General features: G+C 65.3%; 23 protein-coding genes. 6 read left to right on the top strand and 17 right to left on the bottom strand.

All coding sequences use genetic code 11. The features are described from left to right. Window positions 1–38 precede the first annotated feature (38 nt). From H618_RS0118190 to H618_RS0118180, 3 genes are all read left to right on the top strand, one after another. Entirely contained in the window at window positions 39–1,403 is a 1,365-nt protein-coding gene (locus H618_RS0118190; protein ID WP_028696428.1) for an MFS transporter, read from the top strand. A gap of 76 nt (window positions 1,404–1,479) precedes the next feature. Further along, the gene (garD, locus tag H618_RS0118185; protein ID WP_028696427.1) at window positions 1,480–3,033 is read left to right on the top strand and encodes a galactarate dehydratase; all 1,554 of its coding nucleotides are present in this window, start codon (window positions 1,480–1,482) and stop codon (window positions 3,031–3,033) included. A gap of 25 nt (window positions 3,034–3,058) precedes the next feature. Next, window positions 3,059–4,639, top strand: a complete 1,581-nt coding sequence (locus H618_RS0118180; RefSeq protein ID WP_028696426.1) for an aldehyde dehydrogenase (NADP(+)) — start codon at window positions 3,059–3,061, stop codon at window positions 4,637–4,639. 60 nt (window positions 4,640–4,699) lie between these two features. Here H618_RS0118180 and H618_RS0118175 read toward each other — a convergent pair whose 3' ends face one another. Both H618_RS0118175 and H618_RS0118170 read right to left on the bottom strand, forming a co-directional pair. After that, the gene (locus H618_RS0118175) at window positions 4,700–5,449 is read right to left on the bottom strand and encodes a FadR/GntR family transcriptional regulator (RefSeq protein WP_028696425.1); all 750 of its coding nucleotides are present in this window, start codon (window positions 5,447–5,449) and stop codon (window positions 4,700–4,702) included. A 97-nt stretch (window positions 5,450–5,546) separates the two neighbouring features. Next, window positions 5,547–6,872, bottom strand: a complete 1,326-nt coding sequence (locus H618_RS0118170; protein WP_154660684.1) for a hypothetical protein — start codon at window positions 6,870–6,872, stop codon at window positions 5,547–5,549. A gap of 187 nt (window positions 6,873–7,059) precedes the next feature. On the opposite strand from H618_RS0118170, the gene H618_RS0118165 reads away from it, so the two are divergent. Next, window positions 7,060–7,833, top strand: coding sequence for an alpha/beta fold hydrolase (locus tag H618_RS0118165; protein ID WP_028696423.1), 774 nt, complete (start codon window positions 7,060–7,062; stop codon window positions 7,831–7,833). Window positions 7,834–7,880: 47 nt separating this feature from the next. Here H618_RS0118165 and H618_RS0118160 read toward each other — a convergent pair whose 3' ends face one another. After that, window positions 7,881–9,674, bottom strand: coding sequence for a thiamine pyrophosphate-requiring protein (locus H618_RS0118160; protein ID WP_028696422.1), 1,794 nt, complete (start codon window positions 9,672–9,674; stop codon window positions 7,881–7,883). 166 nt (window positions 9,675–9,840) lie between these two features. Beyond that, on the bottom strand, window positions 9,841–10,827 hold the full coding sequence (locus H618_RS0118155) for a zeta toxin family protein (RefSeq protein WP_028696421.1): 987 nt from the start codon (window positions 10,825–10,827) through the stop codon (window positions 9,841–9,843). A gap of 173 nt (window positions 10,828–11,000) precedes the next feature. Between H618_RS0118155 and H618_RS0118150 the strand changes: the two genes are divergently transcribed. Next, window positions 11,001–11,804: a class I SAM-dependent methyltransferase gene (locus H618_RS0118150; protein ID WP_033727777.1), complete on the top strand. Its 804-nt coding sequence runs from the start codon at window positions 11,001–11,003 to the stop codon at window positions 11,802–11,804. Between the two features lie 6 nt (window positions 11,805–11,810). Here H618_RS0118150 and H618_RS0118145 read toward each other — a convergent pair whose 3' ends face one another. The 9 genes from H618_RS0118145 to H618_RS0118105 all read right to left on the bottom strand — a co-directional run bounded on the left by H618_RS0118145 (window position 11,811) and on the right by H618_RS0118105 (window position 21,892). After that, the gene (locus H618_RS0118145; protein WP_028696419.1) at window positions 11,811–13,106 is read right to left on the bottom strand and encodes an NAD(P)/FAD-dependent oxidoreductase; all 1,296 of its coding nucleotides are present in this window, start codon (window positions 13,104–13,106) and stop codon (window positions 11,811–11,813) included. Window positions 13,107–13,149: 43 nt separating this feature from the next. Continuing rightward, window positions 13,150–13,572, bottom strand: coding sequence for a RidA family protein (locus tag H618_RS0118140; protein WP_028696418.1), 423 nt, complete (start codon window positions 13,570–13,572; stop codon window positions 13,150–13,152). Between the two features lie 27 nt (window positions 13,573–13,599). Beyond that, window positions 13,600–14,739, bottom strand: coding sequence for an ornithine cyclodeaminase family protein (locus tag H618_RS0118135; RefSeq protein ID WP_028696417.1), 1,140 nt, complete (start codon window positions 14,737–14,739; stop codon window positions 13,600–13,602). Window positions 14,740–15,004: 265 nt separating this feature from the next. After that, window positions 15,005–15,943 carry a helix-turn-helix domain-containing protein gene (locus tag H618_RS0118130; RefSeq protein WP_028696416.1) on the bottom strand — a complete coding sequence of 313 codons (939 nt, stop codon included), beginning with the start codon at window positions 15,941–15,943 and terminating at the stop codon, window positions 15,005–15,007. A gap of 255 nt (window positions 15,944–16,198) precedes the next feature. After that, entirely contained in the window at window positions 16,199–17,686 is a 1,488-nt protein-coding gene (locus H618_RS0118125) for an aldehyde dehydrogenase family protein (RefSeq protein WP_028696415.1), read from the bottom strand. Between the two features lie 123 nt (window positions 17,687–17,809). Further along, on the bottom strand, window positions 17,810–18,709 hold the full coding sequence (gene feaR, locus H618_RS0118120) for a transcriptional regulator FeaR (RefSeq protein ID WP_028696414.1): 900 nt from the start codon (window positions 18,707–18,709) through the stop codon (window positions 17,810–17,812). Between the two features lie 119 nt (window positions 18,710–18,828). Continuing rightward, window positions 18,829–20,037, bottom strand: coding sequence for an MFS transporter (locus tag H618_RS0118115; protein ID WP_028696413.1), 1,209 nt, complete (start codon window positions 20,035–20,037; stop codon window positions 18,829–18,831). A 206-nt stretch (window positions 20,038–20,243) separates the two neighbouring features. After that, window positions 20,244–20,759, bottom strand: coding sequence for a nuclear transport factor 2 family protein (locus tag H618_RS0118110; protein ID WP_028696412.1), 516 nt, complete (start codon window positions 20,757–20,759; stop codon window positions 20,244–20,246). Continuing rightward, window positions 20,756–21,892 (bottom strand): amidase, encoded by a 1,137-nt coding sequence (locus tag H618_RS0118105; RefSeq protein WP_028696411.1) that lies wholly within the window; start codon window positions 21,890–21,892, stop codon window positions 20,756–20,758. The genes H618_RS0118110 and H618_RS0118105 overlap by 4 nt, the downstream gene beginning before the upstream one ends. Before the next feature lie 206 nt (window positions 21,893–22,098). Here H618_RS0118105 and H618_RS0118100 point away from each other — a divergent pair, with 206 nt between their 5' ends. Then, complete coding sequence (locus tag H618_RS0118100) at window positions 22,099–22,578, top strand: MarR family winged helix-turn-helix transcriptional regulator (protein WP_028696410.1); 480 nt, start codon at window positions 22,099–22,101, stop codon at window positions 22,576–22,578. Window positions 22,579–22,589: 11 nt separating this feature from the next. On the opposite strand, the gene H618_RS0118095 is transcribed toward H618_RS0118100, so the two are convergent. From H618_RS0118095 to H618_RS0118080, 4 genes are read right to left on the bottom strand one after another with little or no spacing between them, the layout of a single operon-like run. Then, the gene (locus H618_RS0118095; RefSeq protein ID WP_028696409.1) at window positions 22,590–23,087 is read right to left on the bottom strand and encodes a flavin reductase; all 498 of its coding nucleotides are present in this window, start codon (window positions 23,085–23,087) and stop codon (window positions 22,590–22,592) included. An 11-nt stretch (window positions 23,088–23,098) separates the two neighbouring features. Continuing rightward, window positions 23,099–24,058, bottom strand: a complete 960-nt coding sequence (locus tag H618_RS0118090) for a PDR/VanB family oxidoreductase (RefSeq protein ID WP_028696408.1) — start codon at window positions 24,056–24,058, stop codon at window positions 23,099–23,101. A 51-nt stretch (window positions 24,059–24,109) separates the two neighbouring features. After that, window positions 24,110–24,850: an SDR family NAD(P)-dependent oxidoreductase gene (locus H618_RS0118085; RefSeq protein WP_028696407.1), complete on the bottom strand. Its 741-nt coding sequence runs from the start codon at window positions 24,848–24,850 to the stop codon at window positions 24,110–24,112. A 10-nt stretch (window positions 24,851–24,860) separates the two neighbouring features. Beyond that, on the bottom strand, window positions 24,861–25,337 hold the full coding sequence (locus H618_RS0118080) for an aromatic-ring-hydroxylating dioxygenase subunit beta (protein WP_028696406.1): 477 nt from the start codon (window positions 25,335–25,337) through the stop codon (window positions 24,861–24,863). Between the last annotated feature and the right edge of the window lie 82 nt (window positions 25,338–25,419).

Raw genomic sequence — 25,419 nt, 5'->3', positions numbered from 1 at the left:
GACCCCGCACAACAATAACTAGTGGGAGTACAACCAGCATGCAAGCGACTAAGAAGACGCATGTGCGCTACCTGATCCTGTTCATGCTGTTTCTGGTGACCACGATCAACTACGCCGACCGCGCCACCATCGCCATCGCAGGCTCCAGCCTGCAGAAAGACCTCGGCATCGATGCCGTGACCCTCGGTTACATCTTCTCCGCGTTCGGCTGGGCCTATGTCGCAGGGCAGATTCCTGGTGGCTGGCTGCTCGATCGGTTCGGCTCCAAGAACGTCTACGCCGTGAGCATTTTCACCTGGTCGTTGTTCACCCTGTTGCAGGGTTTCGTCGGCGGCATGCCGGTGGCCTGGGCGGTCGTCACCTTGTTCACCCTGCGCTTTCTGGTCGGCTTCGCCGAAGCGCCCTCCTTCCCCGGCAATGCGCGTATCGTCGCGGCCTGGTTCCCGACCCAGGAACGGGGCACGGCATCGGCCATCTTTAACTCGGCGCAGTACTTCGCAACCGCCCTGTTCGCGCCGATCATGGGCTGGATCGTGTTCAGTTTCGGCTGGGAGCACGTCTTCGTGGTCATGGGCGCGCTGGGCATCGTCTTCTCGATGGTGTGGATGAAAACCATCTACAACCCCAAGCAGCATCCGCGCATCAGCGCCGGCGAGCTCGAGCACATCGAGCGCAACGGCGGCCTGGTGGACATGGATCACAAGCGTGGCAACGACGGCCCGAAGTGGGGCTACATCAAGCAGTTGCTCACCAGCCGCATGCTGCTGGGCGTCTACCTGGGCCAGTACTGCATCAACGCCATCACTTACTTTTTCCTGACTTGGTTCCCCGTGTACCTGGTGCAGGAACGCGGCATGACCATTCTCAAGGCGGGCTTCATCGCCTCGTTGCCGGCGATCTGCGGCTTCATCGGGGGTGTGCTAGGCGGGGTGATCTCGGACTGGCTGCTGCGTCGCGGCAACTCGCTGACCTTCTCGCGCAAGCTGCCGATCGTCTGCGGGCTGTTGCTATCGACGACCATGGTGTTCTGCAACTACGTCGACGCCGAGTGGATGGTAGTCGGCTTCATGACCCTGGCCTTCTTCGGCAAGGGCATTGGCGCGCTGGGCTGGGCGGTGGTGGCAGACACCTCGCCCAAGCAGATCGCCGGGCTTTCGGGCGGCCTGTTCAACACCTTCGGCAATATCGCCTCGATCACCACACCGATCGTCATCGGCTACATCATCAGCGCCACCGGCTCGTTCAAGTGGGCCTTGGTGTACGTGGGTGCCAACGCGCTGGTGGCGGTGTTCAGCTACCTGGTGATCGTCGGCCCGATCAAACGCATCGAACTGCGCGACGACGCCCCGAAGGCCAAGACCGAGCCTGATGCGCCCAGCGCACTGGCCAGCTCGCGCCCCTGAGTGAACACGCCCGCGGCGGCTGGTGCGCTGCGGGCAGATGTACAAAAAGCCTGAGAACCTGACAGATAGGCCCAACATGCAGTTGATCGAACACTCCGACTCACCTCACTACGTCCGCCTGCACGACGACGACAATGTCGTGGTCGTGGTCAACGACGGCGGCCTTGGCGAAGGCGCGCGTTTCGCCGACGGCCTGACCCTGGTCGAAGCCGTGCCGCAGAGCCACAAGGTCGCCACGGTGGATATTGCCAAGGGTGAGCCCGTACGCCGCTACGGGCAAATCATCGGGCATGCGCTGGCAGACCTGCGCCAGGGCAGTTGGGTGCAGGAAAGCCAACTCGCCATGCCGGCCGCACCCGCCCTCGACAGCTTGCCGCGCTGTGACGCGGTGCCGCCACCGTTGGCGCCGCTGGAGGGTTTTACCTTCGACGGCTACCGCAACGCCGACGGCACCGTCGGCACGCGCAACATCCTCGGCATCACCACCACCGTGCAGTGCGTGACCGGCGTGCTGGAGCATGCGGTCAAGCGCATCCGCGCCGAGCTGTTGCCCAACTACCCCAACGTCGATGACGTGGTCGCCCTCACCCACAGCTATGGCTGCGGCGTGGCGATCAACGCCCGCGATGCCTACATTCCGATTCGCACCGTGCGCAATCTTGCGCGCAACCCTAATCTGGGCGGCGAAGCACTGGTCATCAGCCTGGGCTGCGAAAAGCTTCAGGCCGACCAGGTCATGCACGCGGACGACCCGTCGGTCGACCTCAGCGAACCGTGGCTCTACCGCCTTCAGGACGCAAGCCTGGGCTTCGTGGAGATGATCGAGCAGATCATGGCGCTGGCCGAAACCCGCCTGAAGAAACTCGACCAGCGCCGCCGCGAACCGGTACCGGCCAGCGAACTGATTCTGGGCATGCAGTGCGGCGGCAGCGATGCCTTTTCCGGTATCACCGCGAACCCGGCGCTCGGTCATGCCGCCGACCTGCTGGTACGGGCCGGCGCCACTGTGCTGTTCTCGGAGGTTACCGAGGTGCGCGACGCCATCTACATGCTCACCTCGCGCGCGCAGGACCAGAACGTTGCCGACGCCCTGGTGCGCGAAATGGACTGGTACGACCGTTACCTGCAACAAGGCGCGGCAGATCGCAGCGCCAATACCACACCCGGCAACAAGAAGGGTGGCCTGTCGAACATCGTGGAGAAATCCCTCGGTTCGATCGTCAAGTCCGGCAGTGGCGCGATCCAGGGCGTACTCGGCCCTGGCGAGCGGGTCACACGCAAGGGCCTGATCTTCTGCGCGACGCCGGCCAGCGATTTTGTCTGCGGCACGCTGCAACTGGCCGCCGGCATGAACCTGCACGTCTTCACCACCGGCCGCGGCACGCCCTATGGCCTGGCCATGGCCCCGGTGGTCAAGGTCTGCACGCGCAGTGAACTGGCGCAGCGCTGGCCGGACCTGATCGACATCGACGCCGGGCGCATCGCCAGTGGCCGCTCGAGCATCGAAGAACTGGGCTGGGAGCTGTTCCACTACTACCTGGACGTCGCCAGCGGCCGCAAACAGACCTGGGCAGAACAGCACCGCCTGCACAACGACATCACCTTGTTCAATCCGGCACCGATTACCTGATCATCCATCCTTCCAGGAGCCCAACATGCCAGAGATCCTCGGCCACAATTTCATCGCAGGCGCCCGTAGCGCCGCGGGTTCGCAGCGCCTGCAGAGCCTCGACGCCAGCACCGGCGAGGCCTTGCCCTACCACTTCGCCCAGGCCACCGACGACGAAGTCGACCAGGCTGCGAATGCTGCCCAGGCCGCGTTCGGCGAATTTCGCCAGCTCAGCCCTGCCCGTCGCGCCGAGTTCCTCGACGCCATCGCGGCCGAACTGGACGAGCTCGACGACAGCTTCGTCGCTATCGTTTGCCGCGAAACCGCGCTGCCCAGCGCCCGTATCCAGGGTGAGCGCGGCCGCACCAGCGGGCAGATGCGCCTGTTCGCCCAGGTTCTGCGGCGTGGGGATTTCCTCGGCGCGCGCATCGACCTGGCGCTGCCCGAGCGCCAGCCGCTGCCGCGCGTAGACCTGCGGCAGATGCGCATCGGCGTCGGCCCGGTGGCGGTGTTCGGTGCCAGCAATTTCCCGCTGGCCTTCTCCACCGCAGGCGGTGATACCGCTGCCGCCTTCGCCGCCGGTTGCCCCGTGGTGTTCAAGGCCCACAGCGGGCACATGGCAACGGCCGATCTGGTCGGCGCCGCGATCATCCGCGCCGCCGAGCGCACTGGCATGCCCAAGGGCGTATTCAACATGATCTTCGGCAGCCGCGTGGGCGAGGCGCTGGTCAAGCACCCGGCGATCCAGGCCGTCGGCTTCACCGGTTCGCTCAGCGGTGGCGATGCGCTGTGCCGGATGGCCGCCGAGCGTCCGCAGCCAATCCCGGTGTTCGCCGAGATGTCCAGCATCAACCCGGTGATCCTTCTGCCGAGCGCACTGGCCAAGCGTGGCGAGGCCATCGCCCGCGAGCTGGCCGGTTCCGTGTGCATGGGCGCAGGCCAGTTCTGCACCAATCCAGGCCTGCTCATCGGTCTGCAATCGCCGCAGTTCAGCCAGCTGCTGGCCGATCTGGGCCAACACTTGGACGCTCAGGCTGGCCAGACCCTGCTCAATGCAGGCGGCCTGCGCAGCTATGTCAGCGGCCTCGAACACCTTCAAGCCCACAGCGGCATCCAGCACCTGGCCGGCCAGGTTCAGCAGGGCAATCAGGCCCGCGCGCAGCTGTTCAAGGCCCAGGCCCGCCTGCTGGAGACATCCGACCCGCTGCTGCAGGAAGAGGTGTTCGGCCCGACCACGGTGGCCGTAGAGGTGCAGGACAACGCGCAACTGCGCGCCGCCCTGCTCGGCCTGCGCGGCCAGTTGACTGCCACGCTGATCGGCGAAGCGGAGGATTTCCAGGCCTACGCCTGGCTGGTGCCGCTGCTGGAGGAAAAGGTCGGCCGTATCCTGATCAACGGCTATCCGACAGGTGTGGAAGTGTGCGACGCCATGGTTCACGGCGGGCCCTACCCGGCCACCTCCGATGCCCGCGGTACCTCGGTCGGTACACTGGCCATCGACCGCTTCCTGCGCCCGGTGTGCTACCAGAACTACCCGCAGGCGCTGCTGCCAGAGGCGCTGCGCGACAGCAACCCGCTGGGCCTGCGCCGCCTGGTCAACGGGCAATGGAGCGAAGCGCCGCTCTGACGCCTGTGGTAATGACGAAGCCCCGCATTCGCGGGGCTTCGTCGTGCTGCGCGCGAGCGTTCAGGCCTTGTGCACGTCGGCGTGTTCATGGGCCTGGCGCAAGCGCTCACGGCTATTGCTCAAGTGCATGCGCATGGCCATTTTCGCCCCTTCGCCATCGCGACGGGCAATAGCTTCGTAGATCGCTTCATGCTCGTGCATCAGCCGGCTCAGGTAATGCGCCTGATCATCGTGGGCCAGGCGCGCGGAATTGAGGCGTGTCCGCGGAATGATGCTGGTCCCGAGATGATCGAGGATATCGGCGAAATAGTGGTTGCCGCTGGCCCGGGCGATGTGCAGGTGGAATTGAAAATCCGCCGAAACAGCGTCGGTGGCATGCGCAGCCCCTTCGTTGAGCTCGTCGAGCGCCGCGCGCATGTCGGCAAGCTCCGCTTCGCTGCGTCGCTGCGCGGCCAACCCCGCCGACTCGACCTCCAGCGCGATACGCAGCTCCAGCACCGCCAGCACCTCGCGCAAGGTCACCACAGTGGCCGGGTCGATGCGCAAGCCTCCACTTGTAGCGGCGTTGAGCACGAAGGTGCCGATACCATGACGCGTCTCGACCTGCCCGGCGGCCTGCAACCGAGAAATCGCCTCACGTACCACGGTGCGGCTGACGCCTTCGGCCGCCATGATCTGCGATTCGGTCGGCAGTTTGTCACCGCGCTTGAGCTGGCCGCTGCGGATGCGTTCGGTCAGCACCGTGACCAGTTCCTGAGCCAGACTGCGCGGTTTGCGCCGGGCGCTGGCCTGTACCTGCTTCTCTGTCATGCCCTGTCGTTCACGTTGGAAAATAGCCGCCATGATAGCGCAAGCAGTTGTACGATCACATCCGCCGGGCCTCTCAGGATAGTCAGTCGATCGCAGGTTACTGCGCCTCGCCGCTCAGGTACTTGCTCAGCACCGCGTCTACCGGCTCACGCTCAAGTGCATGCAACTGCGACAGAAAAGCCTCCGGCAAGCGGCCGTCCTCGGCAAAGTCCATCTGCAGCAGCGCCGGTATATAGGCATCGAGCCCGTGACTGTCAGCAGCCGTGCTGCGCAGCGCGCGGTCCAGCTGTGCCCAGAACGTCGCGCCTTGTCGATTGGCCATTTCCAGCGCCCTGGGCCGGTCGCTTGCAAACAAGGGCTGCACGTCTGGCAATGGCAACGTGACCTCGCGCTGAGGATCGATGAAGCGCTGACTGAGCCTGGTCGCGGCCGCCTTGTCGGGCGCTACGTGGTCAAGCGCGCGCAGGCCGTAATACTGCGCCAGGCTCTCGCTGACCCAGTCAGGCAACGCCGGGTGCGGGCCGCGCCGGGCGCCTGCCAGTTGCTGGAACTGCCCGTGGGCGAGGCTTGCCAGGCTGCTGGCGAGGTTTTCGGCAGCGTGGGGCTGATCGCCAGTCGGGTAGTTGAGCAAAAGACTTCGACCGCCTGCGGTTGCACCCGTAGGGCCATGGGCCGCATCGAGGCCCAGCCAGACCACCAGCAACGCCCGCTGATCCTTCGGCACGGGCACTGCGCCATACACCACGTGGGCCAGGTACTTCAAGACCTTGCCATGGGCGTCGAGCAGGCCCAGACGCTGCACCCGTTGCAGATCATCGGCGCCATGGCGCACGTCGAAGGCGCCGATCTGACGCCGCTCAGTGCGTGCCGCGCCCATCAGGTAGAGCTCCAGGCCCGCGCTCGCTTGCGGCACCTGCCAGCCGCCCGACTGACCCGGACTGGCCCCAAGCACCGGGGTCTGCGCAGTAGCGCCGTGCAGGGTCTGCGCAGCCGGCCCGCCGTGAATCGGGCGCAGCAGTGAGGTCGGCTCTGAAAGCAGCGTCCAGTCGCCCGCAGCCAGGGCCATGCTGGCCGGCGCCGACGCACTCACGCTGCCCTCGGCGCGCAGCGGGGCGTCCACCCGCCAGCTGATGACGCGGCAACCAGGCGGGGCCAGCCAGTAGCCGTAGTCGTCCTGCTCGAGCCTGAAGCCGCCCTCGCACTGCGGCTCGCGCACCTGTGATTCGAGCCCCCAGTCCACCCCGCGGGCGTAGAACCTGCGCAGCTCCGGCAGCGCGTCCTGCGGCAGAATCAGGCTGACCCGCAAAGCGCCGCCCTCACCCGCCGGGCGCTCGACCTGATAATGGCCGTAGGCCTGGGCCAGGGTCGCGGCCAGCCACAGCGCCGGCAGCGTCAGGCGCGCCATGGCCCGTGAAGTGTTCATCGTGATCGTCCCCGCCCATCATTCAAGCCCTTGCCAGAGCCGCGACTGTAACGCGAATACCGCCCGCACGGGCGCGAAACTGCAGTCAGATCGGCCATCCAGTGGCCTGACTGCCACGTGATCCATGACGCAGCACACCACGATATGTTCCCATTGCGCTCCGCATTCCATCGAACAGGACGTTTGCATGACACCTTTCACCCATCAACACGGCCACACCCTGCTCGTCGATGACGCCCAGCTCTACTACGAGGAATCCGGCAATCCGCAAGGCCCGGTATTGCTGTTGCTGCACGGTGGGCTCGGCACCCTGGAAACCTTCAACCCGCTGCTGCCAGCGCTGGGCGAGCGTTTCCGCCTGATCGGCCTCGACAGCCGCGGGCACGGCGCCTCGACTCTGGGCAGCGCGGCGCTCAGCTATGCGCGGCTGGAGCGTGACGTGCAGGCCTTGGTCGCGCATCTGCAGGTGCCCGGTATCAGCGTGATCGGCCACAGCGACGGCGGCATCGTCGGCCTGCGCCTGGCGGCGGCAGGTGCGCTCAAGGTCGACAAGCTGGTGTGCATCGGCGCGCACTGGGCGCTGCCTAAGCACGACCCGACCCGCGCGCTGTACCAGCGCATCAGCGCCGAGGCCTGGCGCGAGATGTTCCCTGAAGAGGTGGCGCGGTACGAAGCCCTCAACCCGCAGGCGAATTTCGAACGTTTGCTCGAGGCCGTGCGCGGCATGTGGCTGGCGTCTGATGCAAGCGGCTACCCCGGCGACTCGGTGCGCCAGATCAAGGCCGAGGTGCTGGTGGTGCGCGGCGACGACGATCCCCTGGTGTCGCGCGGCAATGTGGTCGAGCTGACCGAGCGGGTTGCCGGGGCACGGCTGTTCAACCTGCCGTTCGCCGAGCATTCACTCCACGAAAGCGCCACCGCAGACCTGCTGCCAACGCTGCGACACTTCCTCGAAGCCTGACGCGCGCGCCAGCAGCGCCGCTGGCAGGCAGCGGCGCTGAATGAAGCTCAATCGCTCTTTTTCGTCGGCAACACACTGCTGAGCAGCTGTTTGGCCGTCTGCTTGATGATCCCGGCTTCGTTCGGATCGCCCTTGAGCAGGGTCGAGGTGAGTTTTTTCGCCTGTTCCAGCTTGATGTGCGGCGGTAACGGCGCAACGTTGGGGTCGGTCTTGAACTCGATCAACACCGGCACATCGCTGGCCAGCGCCTTCTCCCAGGCCGCGGCCACGTCTTCTTCGCGGTCGACGAAAATGCCCTTCAGGCCGATGGAAATGGCGAACAGGTGGTACGGCACATCGGGGATGTCCTGGGAGGCGGCGAACTTCGGATCGCCCTCCATCACCCGCTGCTCCCAGGTCACCTGATTGAGGTCTTCGTTGTTGAACACCGCGCAGATCCAGCGGCCATTGCCCCAGCGCTTCCAGTACTTGGCGACGGTGATCAGCTCGGCGAGGTTGTCCATCTGCATCGCGCCATCACCGACCAGGGCGATCACCGGCCGCTCGGGATGGGCGAACTTGGCGGCGATGGCATAGGGCACGGCAGCACCCATCGAGGCCAGGCCTCCCGACAACGAGCACATCATGCCTTCACGGATTTTCAGATCGCGGGCGAACCAGTTGGCGCACGAGCCTGAATCGCTGGTGATGATCGAGGCGTCCGGCAACTGCGCCGACAGCTCGTGCACCACGCGCTGCGGGTTGATCGGGTCAGCGCTGGTCAGCGCGCGCTTGTGCAGTTTCTTGTCCCAGGCCGCATGCCAGCGTTCGACCTTCTGCTGCCACTTGCGCTCGGCCTTGCGCTCGATCAGCGGCAGCAAGGCGCTCAAGGTGTCGGCGGCGTCACCGGCCAGGCACACCTCCATCGGGTAACGCAGGCTGAGCATGCCTGGGCTGATGTCGATCTGAACGCCTCGGGCCTGGCCTTCCTTGGGCAGGAATTCGGCATAGGGGAAGCCCGAGCCGATCATCAGCAGGGTGTCGCACTCTTCCATCAACTGGTAGCTCGGCTCGGTGCCGAGCAGGCCGATGCTGCCGGTGACCCACGGCAGGTCATCGGGCAGCACCGCCTTGCCCAGCAACGCCTTGGCCACCCCGGCTCCGAGCTTTTCGGCAATGGCGCGCACCTGCTCGCTGGCGCCCAAGGCCCCGGCACCGACCAGAATCGCCACCCGCTTGCCCTCGTTGAGCACCTGCGCGGCGCGCTCCAGGTCGTGCTCGTAGGGCACGGTTTTCGGCCGGCTGTAGCCCACCCCGGAATGCACCGTGCCGTGGGCGCGGGCGGGTTCTTCGTAGGGCAGGTCTTGCAGGTCGTTGGGCAGAATCAAAGTGGTGACGCGGCGCTCGCCGATGGCGATGCGCACCGCGCGGTCGAGCAGGTGGCGCACCTGCGACACCTCAGAGGCCTGTTGCACGAAGGCCCCGGAGACATCCTTGAACATCGACAGCAAGTCCAGCTCTTGCTGGTAATGGCCGCCGATGGCGGTGCGCGCCTGTTGCCCGGCAATCGCCAGCACCGGCATGTGGTCCATGCGCGCGTCATACAGGCCGGTGAGCAGGTGCGAGGCACCTGGCCCGGAGGTGGCGATGCACACCCCCAGCTCACCGGTGAACTTGGCATGGGCGCTGGCCATGAACGCGGCCATTTCCTCGTGTCGGCATTGCACGAACTCGATCTTGCCCGGCGCTCGGCGCATGGCGCCGAACACCCCATTGATGCCGTCGCCCGGGTAGCCAAAGATGCGCGTGACACCCCACTGGCTGAGTCGCTCGATCAGGAAGTCGCCTACGGTGGTGGTCATGGCCCAGATCCTCGGTAGCTGCGTGTGCGGTGTGTGTGTAAAACGGGTACGTGGAGGTTGTGACCGGGCATGGCGATGGGGTGTTCAGAGAAATTTCCCCAGGTTGGCGAGCCGCGGCGCCAGGCACCCGACTCGCCAACCTGCGATTGGCTCGATTGCCCAGCGCTTACGGGTACACATAGGTGAGCACGTACAGGCTCAACTCACGAAATACCGACGCCGGCACCTTGGGCATCTGCGCCTGGGCACGCGCCAGGCTGTTGCAGCAGGCCTGCACCATATGCTGGCGCTGCGCCGCCTCGATGATGCCGGCATGCACCACCTGGGCATATTGCAGGTAGCTGCACGGTGCATTGGCCTGCGGGTCGCGGCGAATCTCGAAGGACGGGTTGAGCTGCGGCAAGGTGATGAATGGCACACCCCGGTAATCGGCCTGCGGCAGCAGTTCGCTGGGGTTAAGGCAGCGGCTGTGGCACAGCGGCTGGCTCTGCAGTTCGGTGTCGAAACCGCGATGGTAGAGGGTGATCTGCGAGCCGGGCACTTGCAGGCAGGCGTTTTCGAAGGCATCGAGGATGGCCCGGGCGTTGAGCTGCGAGGCCTCGATGCTCGACAGCGGCACGAAACGCTCCAGCTCGTCACGGGCCAGGCTCTTGATGCAGCGGTCCAGGGTCGACCAATGGCTGAAGGCCTTCTGGCAGGCGATCATGTGCACCTCGAACTGATAGCCCTGCTCCACCGCAGCGGGGGGAAATTGCGCGAACAACGGGCTGTCCAACGCGCTTTCCATGATGATGTTGAAGTGGTTGTCGAAGGCATGCTGAAACACCCGCCCGCCCAGCGCCCAGACGAACGCCTCGGTGTGCTCGTAGACATGCAGCGTGCCGTGCGCCTGCATCGCTGCGTAGTGCGGGTGCAGTTCGCGGAACGCCGACAGGTACAGGCGCACGTAGTTGTCGTAGCGGCCGCTGGGCAGCAAGCTGTTCTCCAGCAGGTAGGTCTTGCCCGAGCCCTGCGCGCCGGCAACGATCAGCAGCTTGGGCGCTGGCGGGCAGGTGTCGCAGTCGGTGTCACGGGTGGTGTCGAACAGCGTGGCAGCCAAGGTTTCAAAAGCTTGGGTGACATCGCTGTCGCTGAAGGGATAGAGAGTGTCCATGTGGGATGGCTCCAGAGAAAAACGGCCGGAAGTGGCCGGCGTCACTCTAGGGAAGCCCCTCAGGCTGGACCGGGTACTTAACTAATGCCTGCGCCGGGCCCTTGCAGGAATGAGGTTCGCTCGCCACTATCGCCGCGTCCCCCAACGCCGGATCAACAGGAGTGATCGACGCCATGCCGTGCACCGACGATGTGATTGCCCATAACCGCGAAGCCTGGAACGCTTCAGCCCCGCACCACCGCGATACACCCGCCTGGCAGTGGCTGTGCGAGGCGGTGCGCAACGAGCGCTTCAACTGCTTGGACGAAACACTCAATGCCCTGCTCAGCCAGCTCGACCTGAGCGGCAAGCGGGTCATCCAGCTGGGCTGCAACAATGGCCGCGAGGTGTTGTCGCTGTTCGCGCTGGGTGCGCACGAGGTGGTGGGTGTCGATCAGTCGGCGGCATTCCTTGAGCACGCGCAGGCACTGACCGCGTTGTCACCCCATGCACCGACCTTCATCGAAGCGGATATTCACCACCTGCCGGCCCCGCTCACGCAGCACTTCGATGTGGCGTTGATCACCATCGGCGTCCTCAACTGGATGCCGGATCTGGGCGCGTTCCTGCGCCATGTCGCCAGCACCCTGGTGCCGGGCGGGCATCTGGTGATCTACGAAACCCACCCGTTCCTGGAAGTGTTCGAACCCAGCGCCGCCGACCCTTGGCAGGTGGCCCGTTCGTACTTCCAGCGCGAGCCACTGATCGAGGACGGCGCCATTGTCTACGAGGGACAAGGCCAGGCCATAGGCCTGCCCTCGTACTGGCATCTGTACACCCTCGGTGAGCTATTCAACGGGCTTGTGGCTGCGGGGCTGCACGTGCGCGGCTTCGAGGAGTACGCCCACTCCAACCGCGAGGACCTCTACGATCTGTACGAACAGGGTGGCGAACGGCAAGTGCCAATGTGCTACACCCTGGTCGCGCAGAAGGCCTGAGCCGGTTCAGACGAAACGGTCGAAGTGATATGGCGCAGGATCGATGATCGGCGTCTGCCCGGACACCAGATCTGCGGCCAGTTGCCCGGCAGCCGGTGAGGTGCCGAAGCCGTGGCCGGAGAAGCCGGTGGCCACGGTCAGCCCGGGAATTGCCGCGACCGGGCCGATCACCGGGTTGGAATCGGGGGTGATATCGATGGTGCCAGCCCAGGCCTGCTCGACTGTCGCCTGCTCGAACACCGGCCAGGCGGCGCGCAGGTTGCGCAAGGCTTCGTCGTTGAGCTTGGGGTTGGCCTGCGGGTCTTTGATGCGCACCTTCTCGAACGGCGACACCTGATCGCCCCGCCAGCGTCGCGCCAGGGCCAGGTCGGCGAACAGGTCGCGCCCCACGCCCACACGCAGGAAACTGCGCTGGGCACGCAGCGCGGGCATGTACTTGGGCGCCAGCAGGAAGTGATCGAGGGTCAGCGAGGCATCCAAAGCGCCGCGCTGGGTGACGATGAAGCCGCCATCCTTGTGCTTGCGGAAGGAAAAGTCCGGGGCACCGACAGCGATCTCGGTCGGCCCGGCCATCGGTGCTGTGCGCATCACCGAGCAGATCAGCGGCAAGGTAGGCAGGCTCACGCCTTCGTTGCCAAGAAAGCGCCGCGACCACAGACCACCGGCCAGCAGCACCTGGCTGCAGCGCACTTCACCGGCCTCGGTGAGCACGCCACTGACCTGCCCCGCCGAGCGCACCAGCGCACGCACCGCGCACTGCTCGATGATGACCGCGCCCTTGGCCATGGCCGCAGCGGCAATGGCGCTTGAGGCAAGGGTCGGTTCGGCGCGGCCGTCGGAGCCGGTGTAGATGCCGCCGACCCACGGCTCGCGGCCACCGGGCACCAGCTGTTCGATTTCGCGGCGGCTGAGCAGTCGCGAATCCAGATCGAGCCCGCCAACACTTTGCATCCAGCCCTCGTGCATGGCCATCTGCGCGCTGTTGCGGGCAACGAACATGATCCCTGCCTGGCGGTAGCCGACATCGGCGCCGACCCGCTCCGGCATGCCTGCCCACAACCGGTCGGCGGCCTGGGCCAGGGGAATGTCGTGGCTGTGGCGGCTGGTCTTGCGAATCCAGCCCAGGTTGCGCGATGACTGCTCGGCGGCGATGCGGCCTTTTTCCAGCACCACCACCGGGATACCGCGCTCGCTCAGCGCCAGGGCCGCAGTCAGCCCGATGATGCCGCCGCCGATGATCACCACCGTGGTCTCGCGCGGCAGCTGTTGGGAGGTATGTACGGGGGCGATGGTCGGGGCCATGGGCTGAACTCGATGCAGGAGAAGAAAAGACGCCGGGCCAGCCTTACTGGCCCAGGTTGATGCGGGTGATGTTGGCGCGTCCGGCACCGCGGTAGGCGGTGACTTCCAGCTCGACCTTGTACACCGTCGAACCCAGCGGCGGGCAGGTCACCGTGCTGGCCGGGTCGATGCCACGGAATTTCTCACCGACCACGCCCATCACCTGGGCCACATCGGCCGGGTTCTGGATGAACACCCGCGAACACACCACATCGGCCAGGCTGGCGTCGACTGCCGCCAGTGCCGCCTCGATATTGGCGAACACCTGGTGGGTCTGCTCGATCAGGTCGTCGGAGATTTCCTTGGTCTGCGGATCACGGCCAGCGGTATTGGACACATGAATCCAATTATCCACCGCGACCAGTCGCGAGTAACTTCCCATCTCTTCGTACTTGGAACCGGTTTTAACTTTGATGATGTCAGTCACGAAATAACTCCTTGATCAATGTCGCACTCAGCTCAGCGCCGGTACGTCCCACAAGTTCAACTTCACGCCAATGTTCTGCGCCACGGCGTTGCGATAAATGATGGTGCCCCAGGCAACATCTTCGACCGGCATGCCGCCCACCGACAGCACGATGATTTCTTCATCGTTAGTGCGCGCAGGCGCCTCACCGGCAATGATCTTGCCGAGGTCTTCGATTTGCTCGAGGCGCAACTTGCCTTCATCGATCATGTCGAGGAAACGCACCCCCAGCAGCGGCACATGCTGGTGGCCGGGTTTGGGCAGTTCTTCATGCCAGGCCTGGTACAGGCCGGTGTTGTCGACCACCTTGCGCACGTCGTCCTGCTCCATGCCCTCGTCCATGTTGGTGGCGGCGGGCATGGCCAGGAAAGCGCCGGGCTTGACCCAGGCACGTTCGATCATCGGGTACTGGCTGACGTCGCCGGTGGCGCACGAGTTGCAGAAGGTCACCAGGTCGGAATCGCGCACCACTGCCTCGATGCTGTCGACCACCGTCACCGTGGTGATCTGCGGGTAGGTCTGTTTGACCCACTCGACGAAGTTGTTCAGGTTGTGCGCGCCACGGCCCTTGATCTTCAGCGTGTCGATGTTCGGGCACACGGCCATGAACGCGGCCACGGTGGTCTTGCCCATCACCCCTGGGCCGAGCAGGCCGATGACGCGTGAGTCCTTGCGCGCCAGGTGCCGCGCGCCGACCCCTGGAATGGCGCCGGTGCGGTAGGCCGACAGCAGGTTGGCCGACATGTGCGCCAGCGGTGCGCCGGTGTCCGGGTCATTGAGGGTGAACATCAGAATCGAGCGCGGCAGGCCTTTCTCGCGGTTGGCGATGTTCGAGCCATACCACTTCACCCCGGCGGTGCAGAAGTTGCCGCCCAGGTACGCCGGCATGGCCATCATGCGCCGGTCGGCGGTGGGCTTGGGCATGTTGGGAAATGGCGAATTCTCGGGGAAGATGACCATCGCGCCGTGGGAATCGTTATTCGGCCCGGCCATGCGGTAATCACCGTGGTACAACAGGCCAAACATCTCTTCCATGGTATTGACGCAGCCGAGCATGTCGGTAACGCCGGCGCGGATCATGTCCTGTTCGGACAAGTAGATGAAGTCGATCTTAGTATTATGATTCATGCTCAGCCAGGCTCCGAACTTCGGAAAATAGAAAGGCCGTTATGGAATGAAGGCCTGTTCTTTGACGACCCGTTTCAATCGGTCGCGCCAGGCGACTTATTGAAGGACTGTGATCGATGATAAGGAGCGGGCCGATAACCAGCTATCCCGAATCGGCAACAGTGCATGGCGAGGGGTAAGAGGGGTTACTTGCAGGTCAATCGATAACGCAGGGGCGTTGATCAACGCCCCGCTTATGCTTCAGGCGTGGCGGGCGACCCTTGAATCAGTGCGCCCCAACCGCCGCGCCAAGGGTGTGCGATGGCCGCTCACCGAACAGGCGCTTGTACTGCACTGCGAAATGGCTGAGGTGGGTGAAACCCAGGTCGTTGGCGATCCGCGAGACGCTGGTGTCCGGCGCCGGCCGGTCGCGCAGGCGGCGCCGCGCTTCGTTCAGGCGCACCGCTCGCAGGTACTCCACTGGACGCATGCCGGTGGCGTCGTGAAAGGCGCTTTGCAGGGTGCGGCGGCTGACCTTCAATTGCTCGCACAGCTCAAGAATGCCCAGCGGCTCATCGGCCTGGGCCATCACCAGTTCCTGGCAACGGCGCACCAGGTACGAGCCCACCGCCTTGTTGCCGCTGCGCCGGCGGCTGATGTCGTCGGCCTGCCCCAGCACATCGAGCAAGGCCTCCAGCACCTGCTGCTCGACCCAGCGCTCATCGAGCGGGTGGTCGTGCACCTCGAGCAGGCGCTGCAAGCGCTGGGTCGCCTGCTGTAACTGCGCGGCAGGCACTTGCAGCCGGGTGCTGTGGCCCAGGCGATGCAACTGCTCGTCGCTCAATTCGAAGGCAGCCACGCGGGCAAAGCGCGCCAGGTCGACGGTGATCGCCAGCAGGCGCATGCCCGCCTCGGCCTGGACGAAAAATGTCTCGCCGCCGCGCAACAGCGCGACCTGTTCGCTGCCCAGGTTCTGCCCCTGGAACATGCCGCTGCGCTCCTGCCCCAGGGGGATGGCCAGGCACAAACGGCCCTCTGGCGCTTTGCCGCGCTGCACCACACGGGTATCGAGGGTTTCCTGAAAGAGCTGGAAGCGCTCGCCCGTGACGTGGCGCAGGAAGGTGTGCGGGTGTCCCTCGCTCAACTGATCGTAGGTCTGCTGCCAGCCAACAATGGCGCCGGCATGCAGGTGGACATCATCGAAATGGGCGCTTGAACAGTGCATGGCAAGGTACTCGATTATTAGAATTTTCCAGTGAATCAGTAGCCATATTCGTGCCACATCAGCGCACCCCGGCCGATAATGGCCACTGGCCTTCAGGCAGCCCCTTGCTAGAGCCTCTGGCGAGCAAATATCGAGGGTGGTGGGTGCGCGCGATCAGCTCAGCGTAGGACACGCCACGCGCACCGTTGCCAACTTTTGGTGACAGCGACGGCGCAGCGTTCCCGAATGCCCCGTTGCCGTGCGCTGGCCGCCCCATCAGAAGCGCATCATCACCGACTTCAGTTCGGTGTAATCGTCGATGAAGGCGCTACCGAACTCGCGCCCTACCCCCGAACCCTTGACCCCGCCGAACGGCACTGCGGGGTCGAGGAAGGTGTGCATGTTGATCCACACCGTGCCCGCCTCGATGCGCGGGATCAGGCGCATGGCCTTGCTCAGGTCGTTGGTCCAGATGCTGGCACCGAGGCCGAATGGCGAGTCGTTGATCAGCCGAACCAGCTCTTCTTCGTCATCGAACGGCTGCACGCAGACGATCGGGCCGAAGGTCTCTTCGCGCATGAACGGGTCATCCGCACCCTGGGCGATCAGCAAGGTCGGCTCGACGAAATAGCCCGGCACCGGCAGCCCATGGCCGCCGCACAATACTTGTCCACGGGCCCTGGCCTGGTCGAGCAAGGCGACGATCTTGCGGTGATGGGCCTGGTTGGCCAGTGGCCCGAACTGGGCGCGCTCATCCATCGCAGGCCCGACCTGCATCTGCCCGAGGCGCTCGGCGAGTCCTGCGCAGATCGCCTCGACCTTGCTGCGGTGAATGTACAACCGCTCAGGCGCCGCGCAGACCTGGCCCTGATGCACGTAAGCGGTCTGCACGATGCCCTGCACTGCCGCCTCGACCTCGACATCGGCGAGGAACGCCGCCGGGTTCTTGCCACCCAGCTCGAGGGTGACGCGAGTCAGGTTGGCGTCGAACGCCGCCTTGCCCACGACCACTCCGGTGGGCACGGAACCGGTGAACGAAACTTTGGCCACCTGCGGATGGGCGATCAGCTGTTGCCCAACCGCGCCGCGACCATTGACCACGTTCAGCGTACCCGGCGGGATGCCCGCCTCGATCGCCAGTTGCGCCAGGCGCAGCAACGACAGTGGGGTGAACTCGCTGGGCTTGATCACCACGCTGCAACCGCAGGTCAGCGCCGAGCCGATCTTCCAGATGCCGATCATCAGCGAGAAATTCCACGGCGTGATGCCGGCCACCACACCGACCGCCTCGCGGCGGGTGAAGGCGGCATACTGCTCGCCGTGCAACGAAGGCAGCGAAGGGGTCATGGTCTGCCCGGTGATCTTGCTCGCCCAGCCGGCGAAGTAACGCAGGAAGGCCACGCTCTGCGGCACTTCCAGTTGCCGGGTCAGGTGAATCGACTTGCCGGAACTGAGCGATTCGAGCTGCGCCAGCTCTTCGCCGTTGGCCTCGATCAAGTCGGCCAGGCGGTTGAGCAGCACGCCGCGCTGGTACGGCGTGGTGCTGCCCCAGGCGTGCTCGAAGGCCCGGCGTGCCGACAGCACGGCCTGGTCGACCAGCGCCGGGCTGGCTTCACGCAGCTCGGTCAGCGGCTCGCCGCTGGACGGGTCGACCACCGCCAGAAGCGGTTGCTCGGCTTCAATGACGGGCTGGCCGTCGACGAAGCTGCCCAACGGGCCACGCAGAAAAGTGTCGACACTGGCTAACAGGGGTACTTGGCTCATAGAGGTCCTGTGCGGGGAGAAGTCTGGCCCCGGATGAGCGGCCAGAGTAGGCAGCTCACCGCAACGCGTCTTGTCTGCCAATGCCAGCGCCTTGTATGCCCCTGACACCCCGCGCGGCGTCGCTCAATGGCTGCCCGCGCGGTAGTCGCGCGGGGTCAGGCCCATCTGTTTCTTGAAGGTTTTGGAAAAGTGCGCCGAGTCGGCGAAGCCCCAGGTGGCGCCGATGTCGGTGATCGAGCGGTGCATGCAGGCCGGGTTGCGCAGGTCTTGCGCGGCCTTGCGCAGACGCTCGCGCAGGATGTAGCGGCAGACGCTGTCGCCACGCGCTTCGAACAGCCGGTACAGCTGCCGGCTGGAGATGCCCAGCTCGTCGGCCAGCGACGCCGGGCTCAGGCGCAGGGAGTCGAGGCGCTGCTGGATCAACGCCTGCACCTCGTGCAGGTGCAGGCCGGGGGAATGCTCGCTGGCGCGGTACTGCAACACCGAGCCGAGCAAAGCCAACAAGGCATCCTGCAAGCCCGCGCCGTCCTCGCTGCAGGCCCACTGGCCAAGCTCGCCGCCCGCCACCTGACGCACCAGCGTACTGAGCAACTGGCCGCAGGCGCCGGTGCTGGAGAGCTTGCCGAACTGCTCCGGGCCAATGCCGGCCAAGCGCGCCTTGGGCAGGTGAATCGAGACATGGCCGAACAGCCCCTTGGGCATCATTTTCAGCGACGTGGCGCAGTCGAGCAGCGCCAGGTCACCCTCGCGCAGCTGCACCACGCGGTCGCCAAGTTCGATGTCCATCTCGCCGTGCTGCTGTAACACAAGGAAACAGTACGGGTCGGCCTCGGCGCCCGCCGCCTGCCGCGACTTGGCGATGAGGCTGGCGTTGCTGCGGATGTAAGCCACTTCGGTACTGCCCAGCATGACCTTGTTCAGCTCACCGATGAACAGGCTCTGGCAATGGTCATAGCGGGTTTCGAAGCGCCCGCAGACGCTGTGCACGCGCTCGTTCCAGATGTTCAACGGTGCAGCATTCATGTCTTACCTCCGCCGATGCACGCCCCATATTAGTGCGCTTTTCACGTGATTTTGGGTAACAAATACCCGACGCAAGAAGGGCCAAGCATGGAGCGGGCCAACTGCCCGGGGTACAGCCGTCAGAGCCGCGACAGCACTGCGCCTTCACCCGGCTGCTCGCGGCGCAGGATGTGCTGCGAACGCAGCACGGCCGCGCCATAGGCGGCCAGCGCCAGCACTGAACAGGCGGCCGAGAACATCAGCGCCGCCGAGTAGCCGTAGCGCTCGATCAGCAGGCCGCTGATGGCCGGGCCGAACGCCGCGCCGGCCGACAGGCACAAGGCGCCCAGGGCAACGAGTTTTCCCGAAACATCGAACTCGGCCATGATGCCGAAGGTGTAGGCCAGCACGAAGCTGATGGAGAACAGGAACAGCACCGCGCCGATCACGTAGCTGGTCAGCGAGGCGAACTGGCCGAGCATCACCAGGCCCACGCATTCGGCCAGAACGATGGCTGCCACCGGCAGGAAGCGACCGGCCTTAAGGCCAATCGACGAGGCGATGAAACCGCCGCCGGCATTGATGATGAAGCCCACCGCCAGCACTGTGCCGATGGTCTCGGAGGCAAGGCCGGTCTTCTTGCCGATCAGCTCCAGAAACGCCCAGACCGCCATGATCCCAGTAAGGAACACCAGGCTCGAGAGCAGGCTCAACCAGACGATCGGCCGGCGCAGCGCATACGCCTCGGCAGAAAATCCCGCTGCCTGCACGGGCCGCTCGCTGCGCGCCGGCACCCAGGCCAGCGGCACGATGCCCATCAGCAGCATCGACAGGGCGATGGTCAGCAGCATGCCGTGAAAGCCCCACACCGGCATCACCGCCACCGGTAGCAGCACCAGCAGCAAGGCCCCCGGCACGGTTTCGATGCCCAGTTTGAAGCCGAAGGCCCGCTCTGGCTGCGAGCTGTCACCGAAGATGGTCATCGCCAGCGCATACAACGCGCCGGTGCCCGCCCCCGCCAAGGCCATGACCAGAAACAGTGCTTCGAACGAGGGTTCCAGCACCACGTACAGCACCATGGCGATCACCAGCAGCGACGACAACGCCGAGATCACCCGCCAGCTCACTCGTCGCACCCATAGCAACGAGGCCAGACCCAGCAGGCCGAAGCCCAGGTTCATCGCCAATGCCAGGTTACCGAGCTGGTTCTCGCCCAGGGCGAACTTTTCCGCCAGCGCGCCGAACAGCAGCGGCAACACATTCAACAGCAGTGCACCTGCGCCGGAGACCAGCCCAGCGGCGATGTACACCGAGACCTTGTCAATCGGATTAGCCTTGATCGAGCTCATACGTGAATCCTGCTTTTATTATCGTGGTTGGTTCACACGCAACGGCGCCGCCCTCATCGGGCGGCCACACCGCATCCAGGCAATGACCACGCCAGGCGTGGCCATCATCACGGCATCAGTGTGCGGGGATCACCCGGCGCGGTCATGTTCGACCTTGCCGGGGATTTGGTCAGGCCTGCCAGGCGACAGGCGTGCAGCAACTCGTTTCAGCGCTGCCCAGGCACCGGCAGCGGCGCGCTGTCGTCCCAGGCCCGGGTCGGCCGGCTGAACAGGTTTTCGGTCTGGAAATGCGCGATGCGCCATTGCCCGTCTTCGACTGCGAAGCGCACGCTCAAGCGCGCAGCGTTGAGGTGCGACGCGCCGTCGGCGAAGCTGCTGGTCTGCAACATCACCCAACTGCCCTGCCCCTGCTGGCCATCGACCTCGATCACTTCGCTGGTGAGGAAATGCACGTTGAGGGCGAAGTGCGCCGGGGTCTTCATGTAGGTGGCGAACATGGCGCGGATCGCCTCGCGGCCCTGATAGCCACCAAAACTCGACGCATAGCGCGCGCCCTTGCCTTCCCAGCGGGCATCGACGGTGAACAACCCGGCCAGCTCGTCCAGCGGGGTGTCGGCATCCAGCGCATCGCAAAGCGTCATGTAGCGGTTGATGCACACGCGAATCGCCTGCTGGTCTTCGAACACTTGCAGGCGCGCCTGCACGCTTGCGAGCTCGTTCATGCCAACTCCTCCGGGCGCTGGGCGCCACACAGGTTGAGCAACAGGCGTTCGGCGACGGCCAGCAACTGCGCGTCGGCGCCCTTGGCGGCGATCAGTTGCAGCCCCACCGGCAGCCCGCAGGCACTGCCCAGCGGCACGCTCAGGGCCGGGTGGCCCGAGAGGTTGAACGGCCGCACCAGCGAGGTCATGCCGAGCACCGCGCGGGTGTCGGCGGCATCGGCCACACGCAGGGGGAAATCGGGCATGGTCGGCAGCGCCAGCACGTCGAAGCGGCTCAGGGCCTGATCGACCTGGGCGGTGAAGCGCTGGCGCACCTGCTCGGCCTCGGCCAGCGCCTGGTCGCTGGTTTCCCCGGCCGCAGCCAGACGTCCGGCAATGTCGGCACCGACGCCGTCACCGGCCAGCAGGTGGCCGCAGGCGTCGAAGGTTTCGCGGTTGATCACAACCATGCCGGCCGCGTAGGCAGACACGAAGTCGTCCAGTTGCACCTCACCCAGGCTCAGGCCACTGGCCTCGAGCGCCGCCTGTACGGTATCGGCAACCGCCGCTTCGGCAGGCACCGTGACCACGCCGATGCTCACGGCATCCGGCACGGGCGCCGGCTGGAAGGTCGGGTCGATCATGCCCATCGCGCGAATCAACATCGGCAGGCTGGCGGCCAGCGGGCCGACGCAGTCCAGGCTGCTTTGCGCCGGCATCACCCCGACGCGGCTGACCCGGCCAAAACTGGGCTTGAAGCCAAACACCCCGCAGCAGCAGGCCGGGATGCGAATCGAGCCGCCGGTGTCGGTGCCCAGGCTGAAGTCCACCAGCCCGGCGGCCACCGCCGCGGCCGAGCCGCTCGATGAGCCTCCCGGAATGCGCTCGGGGTATCGCGGGTTGCGCGGCGTTCCGGTGTAGTGGTTGATGCCGGTGGTGCCGAAGGCCAGCTCGTGCAGGCCGACCTTGGCAGTCAGGCGCGCACCGGCAGCCAGCAGGTGTTCGACCACTTCGGCATGCCGCTCGGCCGGCGCTGCGTCGCGCAAGGCGCGGCTGGAGGCCTGAGTCGGGGTGCCGGCGACGTCGATGGTGTCTTTCAGTGCGACTCGGGGGCCGTCGCCGCCCAGGGCCAGCGACTGGATGATGATTGTCATTGTTGTAATCCTTCTATGGCTCGCGAAGCGCTGCTGCAGCGCCGCACCAAGGTTGTACCAGATACGTGAAATGTCAATTGAATAGTCCTGCGCCCTTCAACCACGCGGACGCGTCATCACGGGCCTGACAGCGCAACCAGGCGGTGCTCGACCGACGCGAAACGTCTATCATGTCGCCACTCTTTCCGCACATGTGTATAGCCCTCATGACCACCCGCAAGAGCAAGAGCCCCAGCCATCACGACCCGGCCAGCGAAGACTTCCGCAAAGAGGACTTCCCCTTCTACTGGCTGGCTCGGGCGCACGGTCGCTACACCCAGAACATGGAGCGCCTGCTGAAGAAGGTCGACCTCGACGTGCCGCGCTGGCGGGTGCTGTGGATCCTCAACGAGAACGGCGAGTCGAGCATTTCGGAAATCTCCACCCACGCCATCGCCAAGCTCTCGACCATCACCAAGATCGTCTACCGCATGAAAGATGACGGCCTGGTCGACACCGCGCAGAGCGCCGAGGATGGCCGGGTCACGCAGGTGCGCATCACCGACACCGGCCTGCAAGCCATCGCGCGCATGCAGGACGTCACCCACGAGCTGTTCCAGCGCAGTTTCAAGGGCCTCACCGAAGCTCAGGTGCAGCGGCTCAACCGCATGCTCGAAACCGTCTTCCATAACCTCGAAACGCTCTGAACCGGGCCTGCTCAGCAGGCCTTGGAGGTCTCGCAGATGCGGTGGTAGGCGCGGTTGAAATACACCAGGCCATCGTCGGCGCCGCCCTGGCGGATGTCCTGAATTTCGCAGTAGAAGATGCTGTGCGACCCCACCTCATGCACCTGCACGATGCGGCAGTCGAAGTTCACCAGGGCGTCGAGCATCACCGGCGCGCCACTTTCCAGCACCGTCCAGTCGGCGCTGGCGAAGCGTTCGTCCATGCTCAGGGTGCGGTTGGCGAACGCCCCGGACAGCTCCTGATGAGTGCCGGCCAGCACGTTCACGCACAAGGCGCCATTGGCCTTGAACTGGGCGTTGGAATGCGAGGCGCGGTTCATGCACACCAGCAAGGTGGGCGGTGAGTCGGTGACGCTGCATACCGCCGAGGCGGTGAAGCCGAAGCGCCCGGCCTCGCCATCGGTGGTGATCACGGAAACGGCGCCACCGAGCATGGCCATTGCATTGCGAAAGCGAGTGGTGTCGACCATGGTCGTTCTCCTCAAATATCCAGCACGAGCTTGTTGGATTTGGCCCGCGAGCAACACACCAGAATCTGGTCGTTGGCGGCTTTTTCGTCTTCGGTCAGGTACACGTCCCGGTGGTCGGGTTCGCCTTCGAGCACCTCGCACAGGCAGGTGCCACACACCCCCTGCTCGCAAGAGATTTCGATCTTGATGCCGACCCCGGCCAGGGCGTCGAGAATGCTCTGGCCTTCGGCGACGTGGACGGTCTTGTTGCTGCGCGCGGCGACCACCTCGAAACCGGCGCCACTGTTGTCCACCTCCACCTGGAAATACTCTTTGTGGATATGCTCTTCGGCATACCCCTGCTGGCGTGCGCCCTCGATCACCCAGTCCATGAAGCCGGACGGCCCGCAGGTGTACATATGCGTGCCCGGCGCGGCGTGGCCGAGCACCTTGGCCAGGTCCAGGCGCTGCTCCAGCCCTTCATCGTCGAAATGGGTGAGCACCCGGCTGGCGAACGGTGCTTGGGCCAGCTCGGCGAGAAAGGCACTGCGCGAGCGCGAGCGGCCGCAGTAGTGCAGCTCGAACGCGGCCCCCTGCTGATGCAGCACGTGGGCCATGGCGATCATCGGCGTGATGCCGATACCGCCACCCAGAAGCACGCTGCGCTGGGCATCGGCGGCCAGCGGAAACAGATTGCGCGGCGCACTGATCTGCACTTCGCGGCCTTCCAGCAAGGCCTCGTGCACGGCCTGTGAACCGCCACGCGAGGCCGGGTCCTTGAGCACGCCGAGGCGGTAGCAGCGAACATCGCTGGGGTCGCTGCACAGCGAATACTGGCGCACCAGGCCGGGGGCTACGTGGATGTCCACGTGGGCACCGGCATCGAAGCGCGGCAGGGGCGCGCCATCGGCGCTTTCCAGGTCGAGCACGACGACATCGACCCCCTGGATGTCGCGCTTGCGCACGACGACGTTCAACAGTTGTTCATTCATGGCAGGTGTCCGGTAAATCGTTAGGGCGCCGAGGCAGCCGGCGCACGGTGGTCAACGCATGAACAGCCCACCGTTCACGTCCCAGGTCGCCCCGGTGGTGAAGTAGGCTTCGGGGCGCGCCAGTTGCACGATCAGGTCGCCAAGGAAATCGGCGTCGCCCAGGCGCTGCACGGGGATGTTGCCGAGCAGCCCGGCCATGCGCTCGGCCGGCACAGCGGCACGCACCGCAGGCGAGTCGATCGGGCCGGGGGCGATGGCATTGACCGTCACCCCGCGGCTGGCCAGCTCCTTGGCGAAAACCTTGGTCAGGGTGACGATGGCGCCCTTGCTCGCCGCGTAGTGAGCGCCGGTGGCGGTGCCGCCGTTCTGCCCGGCCAGCGAGGCCATGTTGATGATGCGCCCGTAGCCGGCCTCGGCCAGATACGCACCGAACACCTGGCACCCGAGGAACACGCTGCGCAGGTTGAGGCCGACCACGGCGTCGAATTCTTCCGGGCTGATCTGCATCAGCGGTGTGGTCTTGGTCACGGCAGCGTTGTTGACCACCACGTGCAAGGCGCCGAAGCGCTCCAGCACCTGGGCCAGCGCGGCTTCAAAATCAGCCTTGCTGGCGACATCGAGCTTCACCGCCAGGGTATTGCCGCCCTGCCCTTGCAGCTGCGCGGCAGCCGCTTGCGCAGCGTCGAGGTCGCGGTCGCTGACCACCACGTCGAAGCCTGCCGCCAGCAGCCGGCCGCAGAAGCGCAGGCCCAGACCCTGGGCAGCGCCGGTAACCAGTGCAATCTGTTTCATTTCGGCGTCCTCAGAGGATGTAGCCAATGCCGGCCAGGGCATCGTCGCTGTTGATCAGGCTGATGACCTTGCGCTGAATCTTCAGCCCGCTTTCGCTGCGCAGCAGCGTGTAGGTCAGGTCGGCGCTGTAGTGCTTGAGGCTTTCCTTGCGAAACTCGCGCACGTTCTGCGCGCAGCGCACGGTGAGGGTCTGGCCGTCTTCACCGAGGATGCGAAAGCGCGATAGCGTGCGCACGGTGCGCGGCTGCGGGCTGGTGGAAATCGACTCGCCGCCGATCAGCCGCTGCACGCGCAGCTCGCGCATGTGGTGGTCGTCGTAGGCGTAGTTGAGGGTGTTCTCGTAGTCGGTTTCCTTGGGGTTGATGGGGATGATGTACGTCCCTTTCTCGGCCCACAGGTTCAGCCATTGGGTGTATTCACCGTGGTCGAGCATGTCGCCTTCCTGCCAGATGAAGGCGGTCACTTCGTTGAGCAGTTGCAGGTTCATCATTGCGCCTCCACCGACATCATCTTCTTCCACTGCTGGTACGCCGCGCGCATGCCGGTTTCGGCACTCACGTCGGAGACCA

The organism is Pseudomonas cremoricolorata DSM 17059 = NBRC 16634 (assembly GCF_000425745.1).
Lineage (GTDB): Bacteria > Pseudomonadota > Gammaproteobacteria > Pseudomonadales > Pseudomonadaceae > Aquipseudomonas > Aquipseudomonas cremoricolorata.
Note: the sequence above shows the minus strand (reverse complement) of the source record. Positions and strands in the feature narration are given on the sequence as shown.

What these genes read in the sequence shown, in the direction of transcription:
- H618_RS0118190 (WP_028696428.1), top strand. Translation starts at nt 39, where the DNA reads ATGCAAGCGACTAAGAAGACGCATGTGCGCTACCTGATCCTGTTCATG.
- garD (WP_028696427.1), top strand. Translation starts at nt 1,480, where the DNA reads ATGCAGTTGATCGAACACTCCGACTCACCTCACTACGTCCGCCTGCAC.
- H618_RS0118180 (WP_028696426.1), top strand. Translation starts at nt 3,059, where the DNA reads ATGCCAGAGATCCTCGGCCACAATTTCATCGCAGGCGCCCGTAGCGCC.
- H618_RS0118175 (WP_028696425.1), bottom strand. Translation starts at nt 5,449, where the DNA reads ATGACAGAGAAGCAGGTACAGGCCAGCGCCCGGCGCAAACCGCGCAGT.
- H618_RS0118170 (WP_154660684.1), bottom strand. Translation starts at nt 6,872, where the DNA reads ATGAACACTTCACGGGCCATGGCGCGCCTGACGCTGCCGGCGCTGTGG.
- H618_RS0118165 (WP_028696423.1), top strand. Translation starts at nt 7,060, where the DNA reads ATGACACCTTTCACCCATCAACACGGCCACACCCTGCTCGTCGATGAC.
- H618_RS0118160 (WP_028696422.1), bottom strand. Translation starts at nt 9,674, where the DNA reads ATGACCACCACCGTAGGCGACTTCCTGATCGAGCGACTCAGCCAGTGG.
- H618_RS0118155 (WP_028696421.1), bottom strand. Translation starts at nt 10,827, where the DNA reads ATGGACACTCTCTATCCCTTCAGCGACAGCGATGTCACCCAAGCTTTT.
- H618_RS0118150 (WP_033727777.1), top strand. Translation starts at nt 11,001, where the DNA reads ATGCCGTGCACCGACGATGTGATTGCCCATAACCGCGAAGCCTGGAAC.
- H618_RS0118145 (WP_028696419.1), bottom strand. Translation starts at nt 13,106, where the DNA reads ATGGCCCCGACCATCGCCCCCGTACATACCTCCCAACAGCTGCCGCGC.
- H618_RS0118135 (WP_028696417.1), bottom strand. Translation starts at nt 14,739, where the DNA reads ATGAATCATAATACTAAGATCGACTTCATCTACTTGTCCGAACAGGAC.
- H618_RS0118130 (WP_028696416.1), bottom strand. Translation starts at nt 15,943, where the DNA reads ATGCACTGTTCAAGCGCCCATTTCGATGATGTCCACCTGCATGCCGGC.
- H618_RS0118125 (WP_028696415.1), bottom strand. Translation starts at nt 17,686, where the DNA reads ATGAGCCAAGTACCCCTGTTAGCCAGTGTCGACACTTTTCTGCGTGGC.
- feaR (WP_028696414.1), bottom strand. Translation starts at nt 18,709, where the DNA reads ATGAATGCTGCACCGTTGAACATCTGGAACGAGCGCGTGCACAGCGTC.
- H618_RS0118115 (WP_028696413.1), bottom strand. Translation starts at nt 20,037, where the DNA reads ATGAGCTCGATCAAGGCTAATCCGATTGACAAGGTCTCGGTGTACATC.
- H618_RS0118110 (WP_028696412.1), bottom strand. Translation starts at nt 20,759, where the DNA reads ATGAACGAGCTCGCAAGCGTGCAGGCGCGCCTGCAAGTGTTCGAAGAC.
- H618_RS0118105 (WP_028696411.1), bottom strand. Translation starts at nt 21,892, where the DNA reads ATGACAATCATCATCCAGTCGCTGGCCCTGGGCGGCGACGGCCCCCGA.
- H618_RS0118100 (WP_028696410.1), top strand. Translation starts at nt 22,099, where the DNA reads ATGACCACCCGCAAGAGCAAGAGCCCCAGCCATCACGACCCGGCCAGC.
- H618_RS0118095 (WP_028696409.1), bottom strand. Translation starts at nt 23,087, where the DNA reads ATGGTCGACACCACTCGCTTTCGCAATGCAATGGCCATGCTCGGTGGC.
- H618_RS0118090 (WP_028696408.1), bottom strand. Translation starts at nt 24,058, where the DNA reads ATGAATGAACAACTGTTGAACGTCGTCGTGCGCAAGCGCGACATCCAG.
- H618_RS0118085 (WP_028696407.1), bottom strand. Translation starts at nt 24,850, where the DNA reads ATGAAACAGATTGCACTGGTTACCGGCGCTGCCCAGGGTCTGGGCCTG.
- H618_RS0118080 (WP_028696406.1), bottom strand. Translation starts at nt 25,337, where the DNA reads ATGAACCTGCAACTGCTCAACGAAGTGACCGCCTTCATCTGGCAGGAA.